The organism is Chryseobacterium elymi (genome assembly GCF_003385495.1).
GTDB classification, from domain to species: domain Bacteria; phylum Bacteroidota; class Bacteroidia; order Flavobacteriales; family Weeksellaceae; genus Chryseobacterium; species Chryseobacterium elymi.
Map to the genome: position 1 here is coordinate 40,761 of NZ_QNUH01000016.1, position 18,283 is coordinate 59,043.

10 protein-coding genes and 1 riboswitch are annotated in these 18,283 nt (G+C 39.2%); of the genes, 7 read left to right on the forward strand and 3 right to left on the reverse strand.

Annotation, left to right across the window (positions count from 1 at the left end; genetic code table 11):
* The 4 genes from DRF60_RS16180 (at nt 1) to DRF60_RS16195 (ending at nt 3,369) form a co-directional block, all read left to right on the forward strand.
* Nucleotides 1-615, forward strand: a complete 615-nt coding sequence (locus DRF60_RS16180; protein WP_116013036.1) for a thiamine phosphate synthase — start codon at nt 1-3, stop codon at nt 613-615.
* The gene (locus DRF60_RS16185) at nt 612-1,388 is read left to right on the forward strand and encodes a thiazole synthase (protein ID WP_116013043.1); all 777 of its coding nucleotides are present in this window, start codon (nt 612-614) and stop codon (nt 1,386-1,388) included. The genes DRF60_RS16180 and DRF60_RS16185 overlap by 4 nt, the downstream gene beginning before the upstream one ends.
* A 12-nt stretch (nt 1,389-1,400) precedes the next feature.
* Complete coding sequence (gene thiH, locus DRF60_RS16190; protein ID WP_116013046.1) at nt 1,401-2,519, forward strand: 2-iminoacetate synthase ThiH; 1,119 nt, start codon at nt 1,401-1,403, stop codon at nt 2,517-2,519.
* A gap of 139 nt (nt 2,520-2,658) precedes the next feature.
* Nucleotides 2,659-3,369, forward strand: coding sequence for a HesA/MoeB/ThiF family protein (locus DRF60_RS16195; protein ID WP_116013132.1), 711 nt, complete (start codon nt 2,659-2,661; stop codon nt 3,367-3,369).
* Between the two features lie 278 nt (nt 3,370-3,647).
* On the opposite strand, the gene DRF60_RS16200 is transcribed toward DRF60_RS16195, so the two are convergent.
* Complete coding sequence (locus DRF60_RS16200; RefSeq protein WP_116013049.1) at nt 3,648-5,870, reverse strand: outer membrane beta-barrel family protein; 2,223 nt, start codon at nt 5,868-5,870, stop codon at nt 3,648-3,650.
* Between the two features lie 122 nt (nt 5,871-5,992).
* Nucleotides 5,993-6,091: riboswitch (SAM-I-IV-variant riboswitch) on the forward strand.
* Nucleotides 6,092-6,379: 288 nt separating this feature from the next.
* Here DRF60_RS16200 and DRF60_RS16205 point away from each other — a divergent pair.
* On the forward strand, nt 6,380-9,124 hold the full coding sequence (locus tag DRF60_RS16205) for a TonB-dependent receptor plug domain-containing protein (protein WP_116013051.1): 2,745 nt from the start codon (nt 6,380-6,382) through the stop codon (nt 9,122-9,124).
* 78 nt (nt 9,125-9,202) lie between these two features.
* Here the strand turns inward: DRF60_RS16205 and DRF60_RS16210 are convergent, their stop codons facing one another.
* Complete coding sequence (locus DRF60_RS16210; protein WP_116013054.1) at nt 9,203-11,470, reverse strand: aconitate hydratase; 2,268 nt, start codon at nt 11,468-11,470, stop codon at nt 9,203-9,205.
* Nucleotides 11,471-11,797: 327 nt separating this feature from the next.
* The gene (locus DRF60_RS16215) at nt 11,798-14,578 is read right to left on the reverse strand and encodes a bifunctional aconitate hydratase 2/2-methylisocitrate dehydratase (protein ID WP_116013057.1); all 2,781 of its coding nucleotides are present in this window, start codon (nt 14,576-14,578) and stop codon (nt 11,798-11,800) included.
* A 379-nt stretch (nt 14,579-14,957) separates the two neighbouring features.
* On the opposite strand from DRF60_RS16215, the gene DRF60_RS16220 reads away from it, so the two are divergent.
* Both DRF60_RS16220 and DRF60_RS16225 read left to right on the forward strand, forming a co-directional pair.
* Complete coding sequence (locus DRF60_RS16220; RefSeq protein WP_238640226.1) at nt 14,958-15,728, forward strand: WG repeat-containing protein; 771 nt, start codon at nt 14,958-14,960, stop codon at nt 15,726-15,728.
* Nucleotides 15,729-16,021: 293 nt separating this feature from the next.
* A complete protein-coding gene (locus DRF60_RS16225) occupies nt 16,022-18,160 on the forward strand; it encodes a TonB-dependent receptor (protein ID WP_116013063.1) in 2,139 nt (712 codons plus the stop codon).
* Nucleotides 18,161-18,283: the final 123 nt, after the last annotated feature.

The following is an 18,283-nucleotide window of genomic DNA, read 5'->3' on the forward strand; positions in this document are numbered from 1 at the left end:
ATGGAAAAATTACAATACATATCACAAGGATCAACAAGAGAAGAGCAGGAGCTTAATATCCGGAACGCTTTAGATAATGGTATAAAATGGCTGCAGATACGCTGGAAAAATGCTCATGAAAACGAATTTTTCCAACTCTGTGAAACGTCAAAGAAACTTTGTTCAGAATACCAGGCGGTCTGTATCATTAATGACCATGTTCAAATGGCAAAAGAAATTGATGCAGACGGTGTTCATTTGGGTTTAAAAGATATGTCCATTGAAATTGCAAGACATGTTTTAGGTAAAAATAAAATCATCGGAGGAACGGCTAATACTCTTTCAGATGTCCTTCAGAGAATTAACGAGCCATGTGATTATATAGGTTTAGGACCTTTGAGATTTACGGCTACAAAAGAAAAACTGAGCCCTATCCTGGGGTTTGAAGGCTATCAGGATATTATTAAAAATGTAAAAGACAAATCGATAGCCATTCCGAAGATTTATGCGATTGGGGGAGTTGTGCTTGCGGATATAAAACCTCTTCAGCAGATCGGGATATATGGTGCCGCAGTTTCCGGAGAGATTACCAGCCAGCCATATGTGATCAGTGAATTTAAAAAAGAAATGATATGAATAATCAGAAATTAATAATAGCAGACAGAATATTTGAGTCAAGATTGTTCTTAGGAACAGGAAAATTCGGAAACCTTCAGGAAATGGCTGCCTCTGTGATCGCTTCAGGAACAGATATGGTCACCATGGCTCTGAAAAGAATAGATTCTGGTGCAGCAGAAGACGGGTTACTGGACTCATTAAAAGAAACCAATGCTCATCTCCTCCCCAATACTTCAGGAGCCAGGACTGCAAAAGAAGCAGTATTGGCAGCACAGCTCGCAAGAGAGGCATTGGAAACCAACTGGGTAAAATTAGAGATTCATCCTGATCCTAAATACCTCCTTCCTGATCCTATTGAAACCCTTTATGCAACAGAAGAGCTGGCCAAACTGGGATTTATCGTAATGCCTTATATCCATGCTGATCCGGTTTTATGCAAACGTCTGGAAGGTGCCGGAACTGCTGTGGTAATGCCTTTAGGAGCTCCAATCGGGACCAATAAAGGACTGAGAACATTGGATTTCCTCGAGATCATTATCAGTCAGAGCAATGTTCCTGTTGTGGTAGATGCCGGAATCGGGGCGCCTTCGGATGCCGCAAAAGCGATGGAAATGGGAGCTGATGCCGTTCTTGTCAATACCGCAATAGCCGTAGCAAGAAACCCTGTCAATATGGCTCTGGCCTTTAAAGAAGGCGTTATTGCCGGAAGAAGAGCCTTTGAATCAGGTTTGGGTGCAATCGCAGATCATGCCGAAGCATCAAGCCCTCTGACCTCTTTTTTATTTGAATAATATCAGCAAACAATGAACAGCTTTAAAGATATTTTTGAACGCTATCAATGGGATGAGGTAAAAGAAAGACTTGGAAAAGTAACCCACTCAGAAGTACTGAACAGCCTTCAGAAGAAACAAAAAACGATGGATGATTTTCTCAACCTTCTTTCCCCTGCCGCTGCACAGGAACTGGAATTGATGGCCAAAATGACCCGTCACCTTACCCAAAAACGCTTTGGAAAGACGATTCAGCTGTATGCTCCCATGTATCTCAGCAATGAATGTCAGAATATCTGTACCTACTGTGGTTTCAGCCTGGATAATAATGTAAAAAGGAAAACACTTTCCGATACGGAACTGATGATAGAAGCCTCTGTTCTAAAATCTATGGGAGTGAATCACGTCCTGTTAGTAAGTGGAGAAGCCAATAATACAGTCGGAATTTCTTACTTTCAAAATGCCGTCCGCTTATTGAAACCTAATTTTGCTAATATCTCGATCGAGGTACAGCCTTTATCAGAAGAAGAATATCTCCAGCTGCATAAGGAAGGCGTTTATTCCGTTTTGGTCTATCAGGAAACTTATCATCAGGAAGTCTATAAGGAATACCACCCTAAAGGAAAGAAATCTAATTTTAACTTCCGATTGGATACACCTGATAGAATTGGACGTGCCGGAATTCATAAGATCGGACTTGGTGTGTTGCTTGGGCTTGAAGACTGGCGTGTAGACAGTTTTTTCAATGCTCTTCACATTGATTACCTGCAGAAACAATACTGGAAAAGTCGTTTTTCAGTTTCCTTTCCAAGACTCAGACCTGCAGAAGGAATTATTGAACCTAATTTTATCATGGAAGATAAAGACCTGTTACAACTGATCTGTGCCTACAGAATATGGAATGAAGACCTGGAAATTTCAATATCCACAAGGGAAAATGAAAAGTTCAGAGACAATATCATATCACTTGGAGCTACGGCCATGAGTGCAGCCTCAAAAACAAATCCCGGAGGCTACGCCGTAGATGTAGAATCTCTGGAACAGTTTGAAACCAGTGACGAACGCAGCATGGAAGAAGTGAAAAACAGCATCAGAAAAGCCGGATATGATCCGGTGATGAAAGATTGGGATCCTGCCTACAGCGGAATTTAAAAAATTAAACCATTAAGAACATTGAAATCATTAAGTCTAATTAAGAAAAATCAATAGATTTTTTTTAATCTTAAAACGGAGCTTATCTTAATATTTGTTAACAGCTTAAAAAATCTTAATGGTTCAAAACAATTTTGGAATGAAAAGCAAAGATATTTTTACAAGATACAGCCGGCAGATATTTATCGAAGAAGTTGGTCTGGATGGGCAACGAAGAATAATGGCTTCCAAAGTCCTTGTCATTGGGGCCGGAGGTTTAGGAAGTCCGGTCATTCAGTACCTTGCCGCTGCCGGAGTCGGAACTTTAGGTGTGGCAGATTTTGATGAGGTAGAACTTCATAACCTGAACCGCCAGATCATTCACAATGAAAATACCGTTGGAGCCTTAAAAGTGAAAAGTGCTGAAGTCTTTGTTGAAAATCTTAACCATCAGGTGAAATTTGAAGGGATTGATAAAAGAATTGATGACTCAAATGCAGAAGAAATCCTTTCTCAGTACGATATTATTGTAGACGGATCCGATAATTTTACATCCAGATACCTAATCAATGATACTTGTGTGAAGCTTGGGAAGCCTTTGGTTTACGGAAGTATTCTGGGTTTTTCAGGACAAACCGCCGTATTCAACTATAAAGAAAGTAAAAACCTTAGAGACCTCTTTCCGGAACCACCTTTTGACGAAAATTTACCGGATTGTGACAGTCTCGGAGTTTTGGGCGCATTACCAGGCATTGTAGGGAGTATGATGGCTATGCAGGTTTTAAAGATCATCACCGAACTTTCTGTGCAAGCAAATCAACTTACCCTTATTGATGCTCTGAACTGGAGATTCCAGACCATAGATTTTTAAATTAAACTGGGTTGGGGTTAAGGGGCAGGAAGCTGGAAGAGGGAGGCTGGAAGTTAATAGTTGACACTTATTAAAAATTTGATGAAGGCATAAAAGATTAATAGCTTACTGTAGTTCTGTTTTAAGGACAATGTCTTCCCTCTTCCGGCTTCAAACTTCCTGACATTCTTAAAAAAGGAATATCCTATCCGGACTCAGGTTAAATTATATTGTTTTTAAATAAATGAGGCAGTAAAGAAATTTTACTGCCTCATTTTATGATTTTTAATTCTAAAAAATTACTGTGCCTGCTGCATAACGCCTGTGTCTTCTTTTTTAGTCTGATTCAGAATATTTGGATCTTCCTTAGCCAGTTTATTCTTGGTAGGAATTTTGTAGTTAATTGAAATTCCGAAATTTCTGGTGTCATACTTACTTCTGATCATTACAGCCTGGCCTTCGGGCGGATTGGAATACACCTGCATCACCTGCCCGTTGAAAATATCATTCGCGAAAACGGAAACAGTAAGACGGTTGTTCATGAACTTTTTCGTCAGTGTAATATCCATGTTATTGTTGAAAGGTTTATCCGCCGTAAAGTAGAAATATCCCGCTTTTGGAGTAAGATAGCTATAATTAGCCGTCAGTTTTATGTCTTTCGGTAAAAGCAGCTGGGTCATGATATTAAAGATCCAGAAGCCTTTATTGTTTAAATTATCAATATCATGTTTCTGATAACCTGCATACAGATACATAAAGTTAATTTTGTCAGGGTTAAAATTAAACTTCATGATCTCGCTCATCGGCTTGCTGAAAATCATAAACGGTATGGGAAGACCTACATTAAAGTTATGAATTTTCATATTCGAAATATTCACCTGTTTATTGTAAAGGTTCTTGCCGTTTTTCATAATGATCTGTGCTACCTGATCTTTTGCAGAACTTACACTGTACCCAATGAAGGCATAATCAAACGCTGAAACTTTCAATTCATAATTATCAAAGATCGTGGGCTGAAGATCCGGGTTACCGGTAACTTCCGTATTCGGGCCGGCAAAGATGACGTTGTTCGGGTTCAGGGCAGAAATACTTGGCAGAGTAATCTTTTTGTTGTAGTTCGCTGCAATATAGACCTGATTCATCAGACTATATTGTACGCTTGCATTCGGAAAAAGCTTGAATTTATTGAAAGGTGTTAAATCTCTTTCCAAAACAACATTATCCTTTATGGTTCTTGTAATCCCGGAAATATCATAATTTTCTGCTCTTGCCCCTAAAGTAAAGTCAAACTTTTTCAGTTTAGCCTGAAATTCAAGGTAGGTAGAAGCCGTCTGTCTCTGATATTCCAGATTGGTAAGGCCTTTACTTTCCGTATCATAATCCTGTCTTTCATACAAACCGCCCAAACTCACCTTTCCACCATCCAGAAGCTTAATCGGCTGTGAATAGTCTATCTTAAAATTCGCGACCCGCATATCCGATTTATTATCGAGCACATTTTCTCCACGATAAAAAAGAAAAGGTTCTAGCGGGTTCGTATCAGTGTAAAATCCTCTTTGGAAGAAATTGTCCTGGGAGAATTTAGAAGTAGCTTTAGTATATCCGAACTGGAAATCCAGCTTTTGAGATTTGTCGCTGAAACGCTTCTGATACGTTACAACAGCTTCCTGTCTTAAGTTATTGGTGTGAGCAACATCCGATGCTTCATAATCAGCTTCCCGGTATGTGATAGGACTAAGACTTACAGGGATATCGGCAAGTCCTCTGCTCGCAGTATAGTTATCATTATTATTGTGATAAATATCGTAGTTCAGCAATAATCTGTCCTGTCCAAGGTCAAAAGTCAGCCCTGATTTTGCAAAATATCCGCGTCCTATTCTGTCCGTATTGTTATGCAGAAGCACATCCTGATCGCCATTCAGCATACTTTCGCGATAGTTTTGACCAACATTCAGCTGCCATCCGAAATACTTGTTTCTGGCATTTAAGTTTAATGAATTGGTAGTTCTGCTTCTGAATTTATCGTAATTGGTAAACGAGTAATTTCCTGAATAAGTTGCCGTTAAATATTTATTGGCATTTTTATTTGTAATGATATTCATGATGGCACCTCCTGAAGTGGCAGGAAATTCTGCTCCTGGCTGCGTGATCACTTCAATTCTGTCTACCGAATTGGCCGGCATTCCTTCAAGGAAAGAATTTAATTCATTCGAAGTAATATTAAGAGGTCTGCCGTTCAGATAAACATCCAGGATCTTGCCCTGATACATCATTCCCGCAATATCGGTAGACACCAATCCGGGAAGTTTTTTAATGCCTTCCAGAACATTACCGTTGTTAAGCTGAGGTTGTTCAGAAAAGTCAAAAATAGTACGGTCTGCTTTCTGTTCAACGGCTTTTTTAGTTTTCGTAATAATTACGCCTTCAATTTGCTTTTCCTTTTCTGTATTATTGCTGCTTTTCTCCTGAGAATAGGCGAAAAAAGATCCCAGCAGGGATAAAGCTAATATAGTTTTTTTCATAATGTTTTTTTACTACTGTTCAGTTAGACGTAAAAAAGGACGATTTGTTACGATGAAATTTGCGAAAAGTTAAATTTTTGGGCAATTATTTTTTTATTTCCGAAATAATTATATCTTTGCCACGTAATTATCAAGAATCTCATAGATGGGATAGCAACCTGCAAAAACAAGCAAGGTGCTGAAATAGATAAGCCGGTATGTCCGGAAAAAATGTTTATTCTCTATTTTCTCCCATCTTGACATTTTTGTTTTAAAAATAAAATCAATGTTTAAAGACAAGGGAAACCACAAAACCAATTTAAATTTTCGTTTCTCAGATCATGAAGTATCACTTCGTTATTCTGACCTGTTTTCATGCCATACTCACATGTGCATGTGTTGTTGTTTCTAGACTTCTTTAAAAAATAATTTAAACATTCCGGCTTTTTACAGCGACCTGAAATACAGGTTGCAGGAAAACTATGGCCTGAAATCAAACAAACAATCAGTAATAAAAAATAGAAAAACACATGCATACTTTCAACAAAAAAACAATCATAGCTTCAGCAGTATTTATTTCAGTATTTTACTTTGGACAGTCAGATTCCACCTCATCCAAAAAGATCGATGATGTAGTGATCCTTGGATCGAGAGGGGCCGGAAGATCCCTTACAGAAACTCCGGTTCCGGTAGATATTATCAATATCTCAAAGATCTTAAGACAAAGTCCTGTTAATAATATAAGTCAGGCCCTTAATTACGTGGTGCCCTCTTTCTCTTCTACTTCACATACGGTGAACGACGGAACCGATTTTGTAGATCCCGCTCTTCTCAGAGGACTGGGTCCGGATCAGGTTCTGGTATTGCTTAATGGAAAAAGAAGATACCAGTCTTCGTTGATTAATGTTACATTGACACCGGGAAGAGGCTCGGTAGGAACAGATCTTAATGCAATCCCTGCCTTTGCTCTGGATAAGATTGAAGTACTGAGAGACGGTGCTTCTGCCCAATACGGTTCTGATGCCATTGCCGGAGTTGTGAATTTAGGACTTAAAAGACGGCTAGGATTATCGGGACAGGTTTTCCTGGGAGGATATGCTTCACCAGTTGCCAATAATTTTTCTGGAGGAATAGATGGGCAGACCATATCTGCAGACCTCAACTATGGAGCGAGAATAGGTGAAAAGGGATTCATTAATGTAACTGGATCCGTGCAATACCGTGATCCATATTCAAGAGCAGGAGAACGTCAGGGACCCATCTTTAATGCTTATAATGCCATTAATTACAGAGCATTGCAGAACGGAGTGAATATCGATGGATTATATAAAAACATTACCAATACTTCCAACACTCAGCAGATCATTAATACAGTAAAGCAGTATGCATCACAGGTTGGCTATTTTTCACAGGATTTTAAAAATCAGATATCAGGAGCCAACACCATTGCAGCATTACAAGGACTGCTAGGAAAAGATTTTACCGATCAGGAACTCAACTATAGAGGCTTGGAAAGAAAAGATTTCAGCTTAAGAGCTGGGCAATCTAAGCTGCAGTCGGCACAGCTTTTTTTCAATTCTGAAATTCCGGTCAATGAAGACTGGAAGGTTTATTCTTTTGGAGGCTACAGCTACCGTTTGGGAAATGCCGGAGGATTTTACCGTCTGCCGAATACGGAAAGAAATATCAATGCAGTAACCCCCAATGGATATTTACCGCAGATTGAAGCCAATGTGAATGATTACTCCTTAGCCGGAGGAATCAAAGGAAAATGGAATGGCTGGAATGTAGATCTGAGTAATTCTTTCGGAAAAAATGCTTTTAATTTCGGGGTAGTTAATACATTTAATGCCTCTCTGGGTGACAATTCTCCAAGAACTTTTAAAGCAGGAGGGTCAGAATTTTCACAGAATACCCTCAATCTGGATTTCTCAAAAAAATATGACGTACTTCATGGCTTAAATGTGGCTTTCGGAGGAGAGTATCGTTATGAAAATTATAAGGTGAATGCAGGAAATGAAAACTCTTATGTTTCCTATGATATATATGGGCGGGTAGTAAACGCTGCTACCCCTGACAATGAGAAGGTAACCGACTTTTTTGGAGCTGTAAGACCTGCCGGATCACAGGTTTTCCCTGGATTCAGCCCGGATAACGCCGTTTCCGGAAGCCGAAACAGTGTTGCCGCTTATGCAGATGTTGAGATAGAGCCAACGGATTGGTGGTTGCTGGAGGGAGCTGTGCGTTTTGAAAATTATTCAGACTTTGGTTCTACCTTTAATTATAAATTGGCGACCAATGTAAAACTGGCTAAAAATTTCAACTGGAGAGGAGCTGTTTCTACAGGATTCAGAGCACCTTCTTTAGCGCAGATCTACTACAGTTCCACCTCTACACTGATTCAGCAGGGTCAGACAACGCAGGTCGGAACTTTTAGAAATAATTCTGAAGCAGCCCAGGCTTTAGGAATTCCGAAGTTGAAGCAGGAAACTTCGCAATCGTACAGTACAGGAATTACATGGAAGATTCCGGCTTTAAGTCTGGTATTTACAGCAGATGTCTATCTTATAAAGATTAAAGATAGAGTGGTTCTTACGGACTTATTCTACCGTCCGGAAGGCAGTTTTGCACCGGGTTCGGATCAAGCTGTGCTTCAAGGGGCTTTCGATCTGGCGAGAGCCAGTGCCGCGAATTTTTTTGCTAATGCCGTAGATTCCCAAACAAAAGGATTGGACATCACGATTTCTCAGAATACAAGAATTTCTGAGGGGATATCTTTGGAGAATAATTTGGGACTTAACTTTAATCAGACCAAGAGAGTTGGTGATATTCATACCTCGCCGAAACTGGTAAGTCAGATTAATAATTATTTTTCTGAGCCAAACAGAGTTTATTTTGAAGAAGCTGTACCGCGTATCAAAGCAACTCTTGCCAATACACTGAAATTCTCTGCACTTACTGTTGCTCTTAGGAATTCTTACTTTGGAAAAGTGACCGATGCGGATGTTTTGGATGCTAACTTTGATGGCGTTACCGAAAGCAGAGAACATTTTGTTTTGGATGACCGCTTTGTGACAGACCTGTCCTTAGGTTATGATTTTAACAAGAATATTTCAGCAACGATAGGAACTAATAATATATTCAATATATTGCCTTCCAAAAGCCCAAATATCAGTTCGTTAACGGCTGATAACCAGTTTGTCTATTCAAGACAGGTTTCACAATATGGTATTGGTGGACGCTTCGTTTTCGCGAGAGTAGAATTTAAGTTTTAAAATAGATAGAAGGATAAAACAAAGAATCCGCCTCACTGGCTGTGAGACGGATTCTTCTATGATTAATTAATCTAACAATTAATTTTCTTGTTTTTTAATCAGGTTAAGAGCAGAGCCAGCTTTAAACCAGTCGATTTGCTGATCGTTATACGTATGGTTAGCCATGATGATATCTTTGGTTCCGTCCGTATGAATGAATTCTAAAGTCAACTGCTTTCCTGGAGCAAATTGATCAAGATCTAAGAAATTAACCACATCATCTTCCTGGATTTTGTCATAATCAGCCTCATTAGCGAAAGTTATTCCAAGCATTCCTTGTTTTTTAAGGTTGGTTTCATGGATTCTCGCAAATGATTTTACCAATACTGCTTTTACACCAAGATGTCTTGGTTCCATAGCTGCGTGCTCTCTTGAAGAACCTTCACCGTAGTTTTGGTCTCCAACAACAATGGTAGGGATTCCTGCAGCTTTGTAAGCTCTCTGTACAGCCGGAACTTCACCATATTCACCCGTCAATTCATTTTTGACACGGTTGGTTTCCATGTTATAGGCATTTACAGCCCCAATCAGCATGTTATTGGATATATTGTCCAGATGGCCTCTGTATTTCAGCCATGGTCCAGCCATAGAAATATGGTCAGTAGTACATTTTCCGAAAGCTTTGATCAATACTCTGGCTGCTTCAATGTTTTTACCGTCCCAAGCCGGGAATTCTTCCAGTAACTGAAGTCTGTCCGAAGTAGGGCTTACCTTCACGACAACAGAAGAACCGTCTTCAGATGGTGCCTGGTATCCATTATCATCAACAGCAAATCCTCTGGCTGGTAATTCAGAACCCTTAGGCTCATCAAGTTTTACCTGCTCACCGTTTTCTGCAGTTAAAGTATCTGTAATCGGGTTAAAGTCTAATCTTCCGGAGATGGCAACAGCAGCTACCATTTCAGGAGAAGCTACGAAGGCGTGCGTGTTCGGGTTACCGTCAGCTCTTTTGGCAAAGTTTCTGTTGAAAGAGTGAATGATAGAGTTTTTCTCTCCTTTATCAGCTCCTTCTCTGTCCCATTGCCCGATACAAGGTCCACAGGCATTAGTAAAGATTCTTGCGTTTTCGAATTTTCTGAATGAATCTAAAAATCCGTCTCTTTCTGCTGTGAATTTTACCTGCTCAGAACCGGGGTTAATCCCAAGGATCGCCTTAGGCTTAACTCCTTTTGATACTGCATCTTCCACAATAGAAGCCGCTCTTGATAGGTCTTCATAAGAAGAGTTGGTACAAGAACCGATAAGAGCCCATTCCACTTCTATTGGCCATCCGTTTGCTTCAGCTTTAGCCCTGAATTCTGCTACAGGGGTAGCCAAATCCGGAGTAAAAGGTCCATTTAAGTGTGGGGTAAGCTCAGAAAGGTCGATTTCAATTACCTGATCAAAATACTGTTCAGGGTTGGCATACACTTCAGCATCACCCGTTAAGTGTTCTGCTATTTTATCAGCGGCATCTACCACATCCTGTCTTCCTGTTGCTGCCAAATATCTTCTCATGGAATCATCGTATCCGAAAGTAGAGGTTGTTGCTCCTACTTCAGCACCCATGTTACAGATGGTTCCTTTACCTGTTGCTGAAAGAGATTCTGCCCCTTCTCCGAAATATTCTACGATACATCCTGTTCCACCTTTTACGGTAAGGATTCCTGCCACTTTCAGGATAACGTCTTTTGCAGACGTCCAGCCACTCATTCTACCGGTTAATTTCACCCCGATAAGTTTTGGCATTTTAAGCTCCCACGCCATTCCGGCCATTACATCTACTGCATCAGCACCTCCTACACCAATAGCCACCATTCCTAAACCTCCTGCATTTACCGTGTGTGAGTCAGTACCAATCATCATCCCTCCGGGGAACGCGTAATTCTCCAGTACAACCTGGTGAATGATACCTGCTCCCGGTTTCCAGAAACCGATTCCGTATTTATCACAAACAGAACTCAGGAAGTTGAAAACCTCAGAGTTTTTGTTAATTCCTTCCTGTAAATCTGACTCAGCACCTACCCTTGCCTGGATCAGGTGATCGGCATGAGCGGTTGAAGGAACAGCTACTTTAGCTTTTCCTGCCTGCATAAATTGTAAAAGCGCCATCTGCGCAGTTGCATCCTGCATAGCTACTCTGTCCGGTGCAAAATCTACATAGGAGTTTCCTCTTTCATGTGCTGATGTAGCATTACCTTCCCAAAGATGGGTGTAAAGGATTTTTTCTGAAAGTGTAAGAGGCTTTCCCACGATTTGTCTTGCCGCAGCAATTCTTTCAGGATAGCGCTCATATACTTTTTTGATCATATCAATATCAAAAGTCATATCTTAATTTTAATTTTTCTTTTTAATAAAGCTTTTCCGTCATTATTTATTTAAAAGCGGAAAATATCTTTCGTTACTCAATTCAACAAATTCTATTCCTTCCATTCATAAAAGGGATAATTATGATAAATAATCAGGATGTTTTATTTCTATCAAGTTAAGAAAAAATGGAATTTCTTTCTATACTTTTATTTTAAATAATGCTAAGACGGTCTTAAATAGAAAGATTCTAAACAAAAATTGAAAGATTTTAATTCCCACAGGACTAAAATCTTTCAATTGTATAATTTTTAAAACAGTCCTGCGACTACTTATCGTTAAGCTCTATTAATGACCGACCTGAACCAGCTCTTTAATAGGTGGAGCAAATTTAGTCAGGTCAATACCTTCAACAGCAGCTTTATATTCATCAATATTAGGAATTCTTCCAATGATAGCAGAAAGAACAACTACCGGAGTTGAAGCCAATAAAGATTCTCCTTTTTTACGTTCGGAATCTTCAACTACTCTTCCTTGGAAAAGGCGGGTAGAAGTTGCCAGTACCGTATCTCCTTTAGCCGCTTTTTCCTGATTACCCATACAAAGGTTACAGCCTGGACGCTCAAGATACATCATGTTTTTGTATTCAACACGTGCTTCGCCTTTAGGAGCATTATCATCAAATTCAAAACCGGAATATTTTTCTAAAAATTCCCAGTCTCCTTCTGCTTTTAATTCATCGATGATGTTATACGTTGGAGCAGCTACAACAAGAGGAGCATTAAATTCAACTTTACCTTTTTGTTTTTCGATGTTTTTAAGCATTTGAGAAACAATTTTCAAATCGCCTTTGTGAACCATACAAGATCCAACAAATCCAAGATCCACTTTTTTCTCGCCTCCGTAATAAGAAAGGTCTCTGATGGTATCATGAGTATATCTTTTAGAAACATCTTCGTTGTTTACATCCGGGTCAGCAATCATCGGTTCAACGATGGCATCAAGATCAACAACGACTTCGGCGTAATACTTAGCATTCGCATCTGGTGTCAGAGCTGGTTTCTCACCTGATCTGATTTCAGCGATTCTCTTGTCAGCTTTATTAATTAATCCTTGAAGAACTTGGTTATGGTTATCCATTCCTTTGTCGATCATGATCTGGATTCTGCCTTTTGCAATTTCTAATGATTCAATCAAAGTGCTGTCTTCAGAAATATTAATAGAAGCTTTTGCTTTCATTTCAGCAGTCCAATCTGTAAAGGTAAATGCCTGGTCAGCAGGAAGTGTTCCGATGTGAACCTCAATAATTCTGCCCTGGAATACATTTTCCCCACCAAACTGTTTAAGCATCTGAGCCTGAGTAGCATGAACAACATCACGGAAATCCATGTGCTCTTTCATATTTCCTTTGAAAGTTACTTTTACGGATTCAGGGATTGGCATAGATGCTTCACCTGTAGCCAGTGCAAGGGCAACTGTTCCTGAGTCTGCTCCAAAAGCAACCCCTTTAGACATTCTTGTGTGGGAGTCACCACCAATGATGATCGCCCACTCGTCTATCGTTATATCATTAAGAACCTTATGAATAACGTCTGTCATAGCGTGGTATTCACCTTTCGGGTCACGGGCTGTGATCAAACCGAATTCGTTCATGAATTTCATTAGTTTCGGAATGTTGGCCTGCGCTTTTTTATCCCAAACAGAAGCAGTGTGACATCCGGATTGGTAAGCACCGTCAACAATTGGAGAAATCACGGTAGCAGCCATTGATTCAAGTTCCTGGGCGGTCATCAAACCTGTTGTATCCTGAGAGCCAACAATGTTAACCTCTACACGAACGTCTGAGCCAGCATGTAAAATTTTCCCCGGAGTTGTTCCAACTGCATTTCTGTTGAAGATTTTCTCAACTGCGGTTAAACCTTGTCCTTCGTGGGAAATTTCTTTTGACGGAGCAAAAACAAGAGGAGTTTCTATTCCTAAAAGTTTTGCAGCAAATGTCTGCAGCTTTTTACCGAATACAATTGCATATGATCCGCCAGCCTTGATGAATTCCATCTTCTGAGGAGTGAATGCCTTGGAAATGTCAATCAGTTCCTGATCGCCGTTGTATAATTTTTTTGTTTTTGTATTGATGGTAAGAACGGTTCCTGTGGCAACGGAGTACGCTTCTTCAAGAATTGGTTCTCCAGCTTCGTTACGGATTGGCTCTCCATTCTCATCCAGTTTTTTAACCCAGTTTTTAAGGTCAAGACCAATACCTCCTGTAACGTCAACAGTGGTAAGGAAAATTGGGGAAATCCCATTTGTTCCTCCAACAATAGGAGCAATATTTACGAATGGGATGTATGGGCTTGCCTGTTTACCTGTCCATAAAGCTACGTTGTTCACTCCGGACATTCTGGATGAACCTACACCCATTGTTCCTTTTTCAGCGATCAGCATAACGCTCTTGTCAGGATGTTGTGCCTGCAATGCTTTAATTTCTTCCTGCGCCTGAGGAGTGATCATACATTTACCATGAAGTTCACGGTCTGATCTTGAGTGCGCCTGATTCCCCGGAGAAAGTAAATCTGTTGAGATATCACCTTCACCAGCGATAAAAGTTACTACTTTTATTTCTTCGGCAACTTCCGGAAGTTTAGTGAAAAACTCTGCTTTTGCATAGCTTTCAATAATTTCTTTGGCGATTTCGTTACCGCTATTGAATGCTTCCTTCAGACGGTTGGTATCTGCCTCATAAAGGAAAACCTGTGTCTTAAGAACGTCTGCTGCTTCCTTGGCAATAGAGATATTATTACCCAGAGCCAGATCAAGCAGTACCTCAATAGAAGGTCCTCCCTTCATGTGAGATAATAATTCAAAAGCAAAGGCGGGAGATATTTCTTCTACTATGGATTCACCCAAAATGATCTCTTTTAAAAACTTAGCTTTTACGCCTGCGGCACTTGTTGTTCCAGGTAAGGTGTTGTAAATGAAAAATTTAAGAGAATCCGATCGATATTCGTTACCTGGGTCTTTAATTTGTGCAATGATTTCGCTTAATAATCCGGCACCGTCAATTGGCTTTGGATGTAGCCCCTGGTTTTTTCTTTCTTCAATCTCTTGGATGTAATCCTGATACATATTCATAATAATAGAAGTCTTTTAAATTTTAAACGTAGATGAAAGCAGCTGTCAGTACTGTTCTTCATTTGTTAACAGGTAGTCATAAAACAACATCACCTACTTCTTTAAAAATGTAAAATAATTTACGTTAGAGAGTGTACAATAATTACCTGCGATTTGTTCTGTTGAAAACTCTCTTTGGGTAAGATTTATTCACTTTTTTAATAGCATTACTATCAAAAATTATATTTCCAAAACGTTTTAAATTATCAAACACTTAAAAAATGCTTCCAAATTTACGAATTTTTTAGTATTTTATCGAAATGAAATTATTTAGATTCTTTATAAATATGAATTTGATAATTTCTATTTTTGGCCGTAATTTTGCAGACAAATGATGAACATGAAAAATATCTTGAATTTCTGGTGTGTGTTTATTTCGATTTTCGTTTTTTCACAGACAAAATCAGTTAAAAAACTGCCGGTTAAAAATGTAACGAAAACTGTAGCAAAGGAGGGGCCTGTAGTGGCTAAGCCGAACCCGGATCTGGTGATCATTAACCAGGATCTTCCGGTTCTGATCCCTAAAAAAGAGGATGGAAAATTTGGTTACATTAACCAGAACGGGAAATTTATCATCAAGCCTGAATATCATATTGCCGTCTTTTTTTATGAAGATTGTAATCTTTTGAACTCTCCCAACCCAAAAGTGAGAAAATTCGGAACAAATGAATATGCTACCGTAGAAAAGGATATGATTTCTTACCGGGTGAATAAAGCAGGAAAAAGAGTCTATCAGTTCAAGGATTCAGATCTGGGTAAATGTAAGCTGGAGGATTATAAGCAGCAGCTTTATCAAGCATATGTTTTAAACGGATTTTACGGTATCATTGAAAAGTCCCGATTTGTGAATGCAGCAGATTACAGGGATTACCAGATTTATCCTCAATATCAGTATTTATACATTATGGAAGGTGATGATACCGCAGATCCCATGATCGTAGCTTCCCACAACGACAGGTTTGGAGTAATTGATGTGAACAATAAAGTGATTGTTCCTTTCGAATATTCCAATATAAAAAGAAATTTCAGCTGGAAACTCGGCAAGATGTTCGAAGTAACAAAGGACGGAAAGAACTATTATTATATTGATGTAAGAAATAAGACTTACTAATTGAGCCTTTTGTTCTTACCACAGTCAAAATGTCACATTTCCATCCTGACAGGAATCTCACAGCACGTATCTCATATTTTTTTTGTAATTTCGCGGCAGAAATAAAGGGGTGCTTTAACAAGCTGAGATTACACCCAATGAACCTGGAACAGATAATGCTGTTTAGGGAATTTTGAAAATGTATCAATGGAGCAGTATAACAACATACCAATCATTGCTAGACTGTTAAATTAGTCAATTGCTACATTATTTAATCCGCCCCTTTTATTCATTAAATTTTAAAAATTTATAGAATGAAAGGATTATTTTTTTTAGGGCTTACTGTAGCCTCTGTGGCCTTTATCCAGGCACAAAATAGGGATTCCCTGAAGATCAGGGAAATTGAAGCTGTCAACTTTACCAAAAGACTGCCTGTTGCTAAAGAAATCATCAACGTACAGAAAGATGTAGACAGCAGGAATCTGGGGCAGGATCTTCCGATCCTTTTAAAAAATCAAACTTCTATTATCTCAACTTCTGATGCCGGAAACGGTGTTGGATACACGGGATTCAGAATTCGTGGAGTAGAGGGAAAAGGAATAAACGTGATGATGAACGGCGTTCCCTATAACGATTCTGAAAGCCAGGGAACATTTTTCGTCAATGTTCCGGATCTTACCAGTTCTGCCTCCCAGATTGTGATTCAGAGAGGGGTGGGGACTTCCAATAATGGGGTTTCTGCGTTTGGTGCGAGTATCAATGTGATCTCTAAGGAGCCGGATGAGAAGATGTATTTCAAGACCGATGATAGCTATGGCTCATTTAATACCTATAAATATTCAGCGGAGGCAGGTTCCGGGAAATTCTGGAAAAACAGACTTTCGGTGATGGGAAGGTACACGCGTATTCACTCTGACGGATACATTGACAGAGCTTCTTCAAAACTGGATTCTTACAATTTCACCGCATTATTTGAAGAAGGTAAAACAAGGCTTCGGCTGATGGCTTTCGGGGGGAAAGAAAAAACCTATCAGGCATGGAACGGAATTGACCGACCAACCTGGGAGACCAATCCAAAGTTCAATTATTCAGGACAATATACAGATCTGTTTACCGGAGAAGAGAAATTCTATGATAACGAGACGGATAATTACAGACAGAACCATTATCAGCTTTTGTGGGAACAGAAATTCAATGATAACTGGCATTTGGAAACAACGCTTCATTACACCAAAGGAAGAGGATATTATGAAAACTATAAAAGGGTTGATGAAACAGACGTAGAGGCTACACACTATTCTCATTACAACCTGTCCATACCGGTAGTAAATGGATCTCCGGTGGAAATAACAGATTTTATCCGGAAAAAGTGGCTGGATAATGATTTCTACGGGGCGGTTTCCACGCTTTACGGAAAGCTGGATCATGTAGATCTTAACTTCGGTGTGGTTGCGAATCAATATTATGGAAGACATTTTGGAAATGTTACCGGAGTTTATTTTCCACAGATCAATGAGTATGAATATTACAGGAATCGTTCTGTAAAAACTGAATTGGCAGGGTTTGCAAAAGCTTTATGGAGAACCGGGGATCATTTTGAATTGTTCGGAGATCTACAGATCAGAAATATTGATTATGACACCAAGATCCTGACTGCAGGAGACGGAGAAGGTGGGAATCTTGATAAAAACTGGCTTTTCTTTAACCCAAAGGCGGGAGTGAATTATAAAATCGGAAACGGAAAAGTTTTCCTTTCATACGCACATGCTCACCGTGAACCGAACAGGGATGACCTGATGAGTGATAATGAAGTAAAAGCCGAAAAGCTCCATGATTTTGAAGCAGGTATTGAAAAACAGTTTGGAATTTTATCTGTAACGGCTAATTTATATTATATGTATTATGTCAATCAATTAGTGTTGAACGGACAACTGAATAATGTAGGAGCATTTATCAGAACCAATTCAGGGAAAAGCTACAGAAGAGGTATTGAGATCGGAGCATTGGCTAAGCTTTCCAAGCAATGGGAGTTGACGGGAAATGTCAGCCTTAGTCAGAACAGAAATATTGATTTTAAGATTAAAAACAACGGAACTCTTCAAAATCTGGGAGATACGGATATTTCATTTTCTCCAAATATTATTGCCAATCTTGGACTGAAGTTCAATCCTTCCAAGAGTTTCCTGTTTGCTTTAATGAATCAATATGTCGGAAAGCAGTATCTGGATAATACAGGAGATAAAAACCTGCAGCTGAAAGATTATTTCCTGACCGATTTCAATGCGCAGTATCAGTTTACCATTGCTCATAATGATATTGCTTTAAAATTACTGGTCAATAATCTGTTTAATAGAAAGTATGTTAACAATGGAGCTGTTTACAGTGGAGATCCATACTATTTTTCACAGGCCGGAACTAATTTTATGTTCGGGATCAGTTGGAAAATTCAATAATACGGAGGATAATTTACTGAACAGGGTTTAATACATTCAATTTTATACCTATTTATCAAAAGACTGTTTCGGCAGTCTTTTTTTATATCCTATAAATCTCTTCAGAAAGTCACGAAAAAATTA

Excerpts from the sequence above, each read along its gene's own strand:
- DRF60_RS16180 (WP_116013036.1), top strand. The coding sequence starts at position 1 with ATGGAAAAATTACAATACATATCACAAGGATCAACAAGAGAAGAGCAG.
- DRF60_RS16185 (WP_116013043.1), top strand. The coding sequence starts at position 612 with ATGAATAATCAGAAATTAATAATAGCAGACAGAATATTTGAGTCAAGA.
- thiH (WP_116013046.1), top strand. The coding sequence starts at position 1,401 with ATGAACAGCTTTAAAGATATTTTTGAACGCTATCAATGGGATGAGGTA.
- DRF60_RS16195 (WP_116013132.1), top strand. The coding sequence starts at position 2,659 with ATGAAAAGCAAAGATATTTTTACAAGATACAGCCGGCAGATATTTATC.
- DRF60_RS16200 (WP_116013049.1), bottom strand. The coding sequence starts at position 5,870 with ATGAAAAAAACTATATTAGCTTTATCCCTGCTGGGATCTTTTTTCGCC.
- DRF60_RS16205 (WP_116013051.1), top strand. The coding sequence starts at position 6,380 with ATGCATACTTTCAACAAAAAAACAATCATAGCTTCAGCAGTATTTATT.
- DRF60_RS16210 (WP_116013054.1), bottom strand. The coding sequence starts at position 11,470 with ATGACTTTTGATATTGATATGATCAAAAAAGTATATGAGCGCTATCCT.
- DRF60_RS16215 (WP_116013057.1), bottom strand. The coding sequence starts at position 14,578 with ATGAATATGTATCAGGATTACATCCAAGAGATTGAAGAAAGAAAAAAC.
- DRF60_RS16220 (WP_238640226.1), top strand. The coding sequence starts at position 14,958 with ATGAAAAATATCTTGAATTTCTGGTGTGTGTTTATTTCGATTTTCGTT.
- DRF60_RS16225 (WP_116013063.1), top strand. The coding sequence starts at position 16,022 with ATGAAAGGATTATTTTTTTTAGGGCTTACTGTAGCCTCTGTGGCCTTT.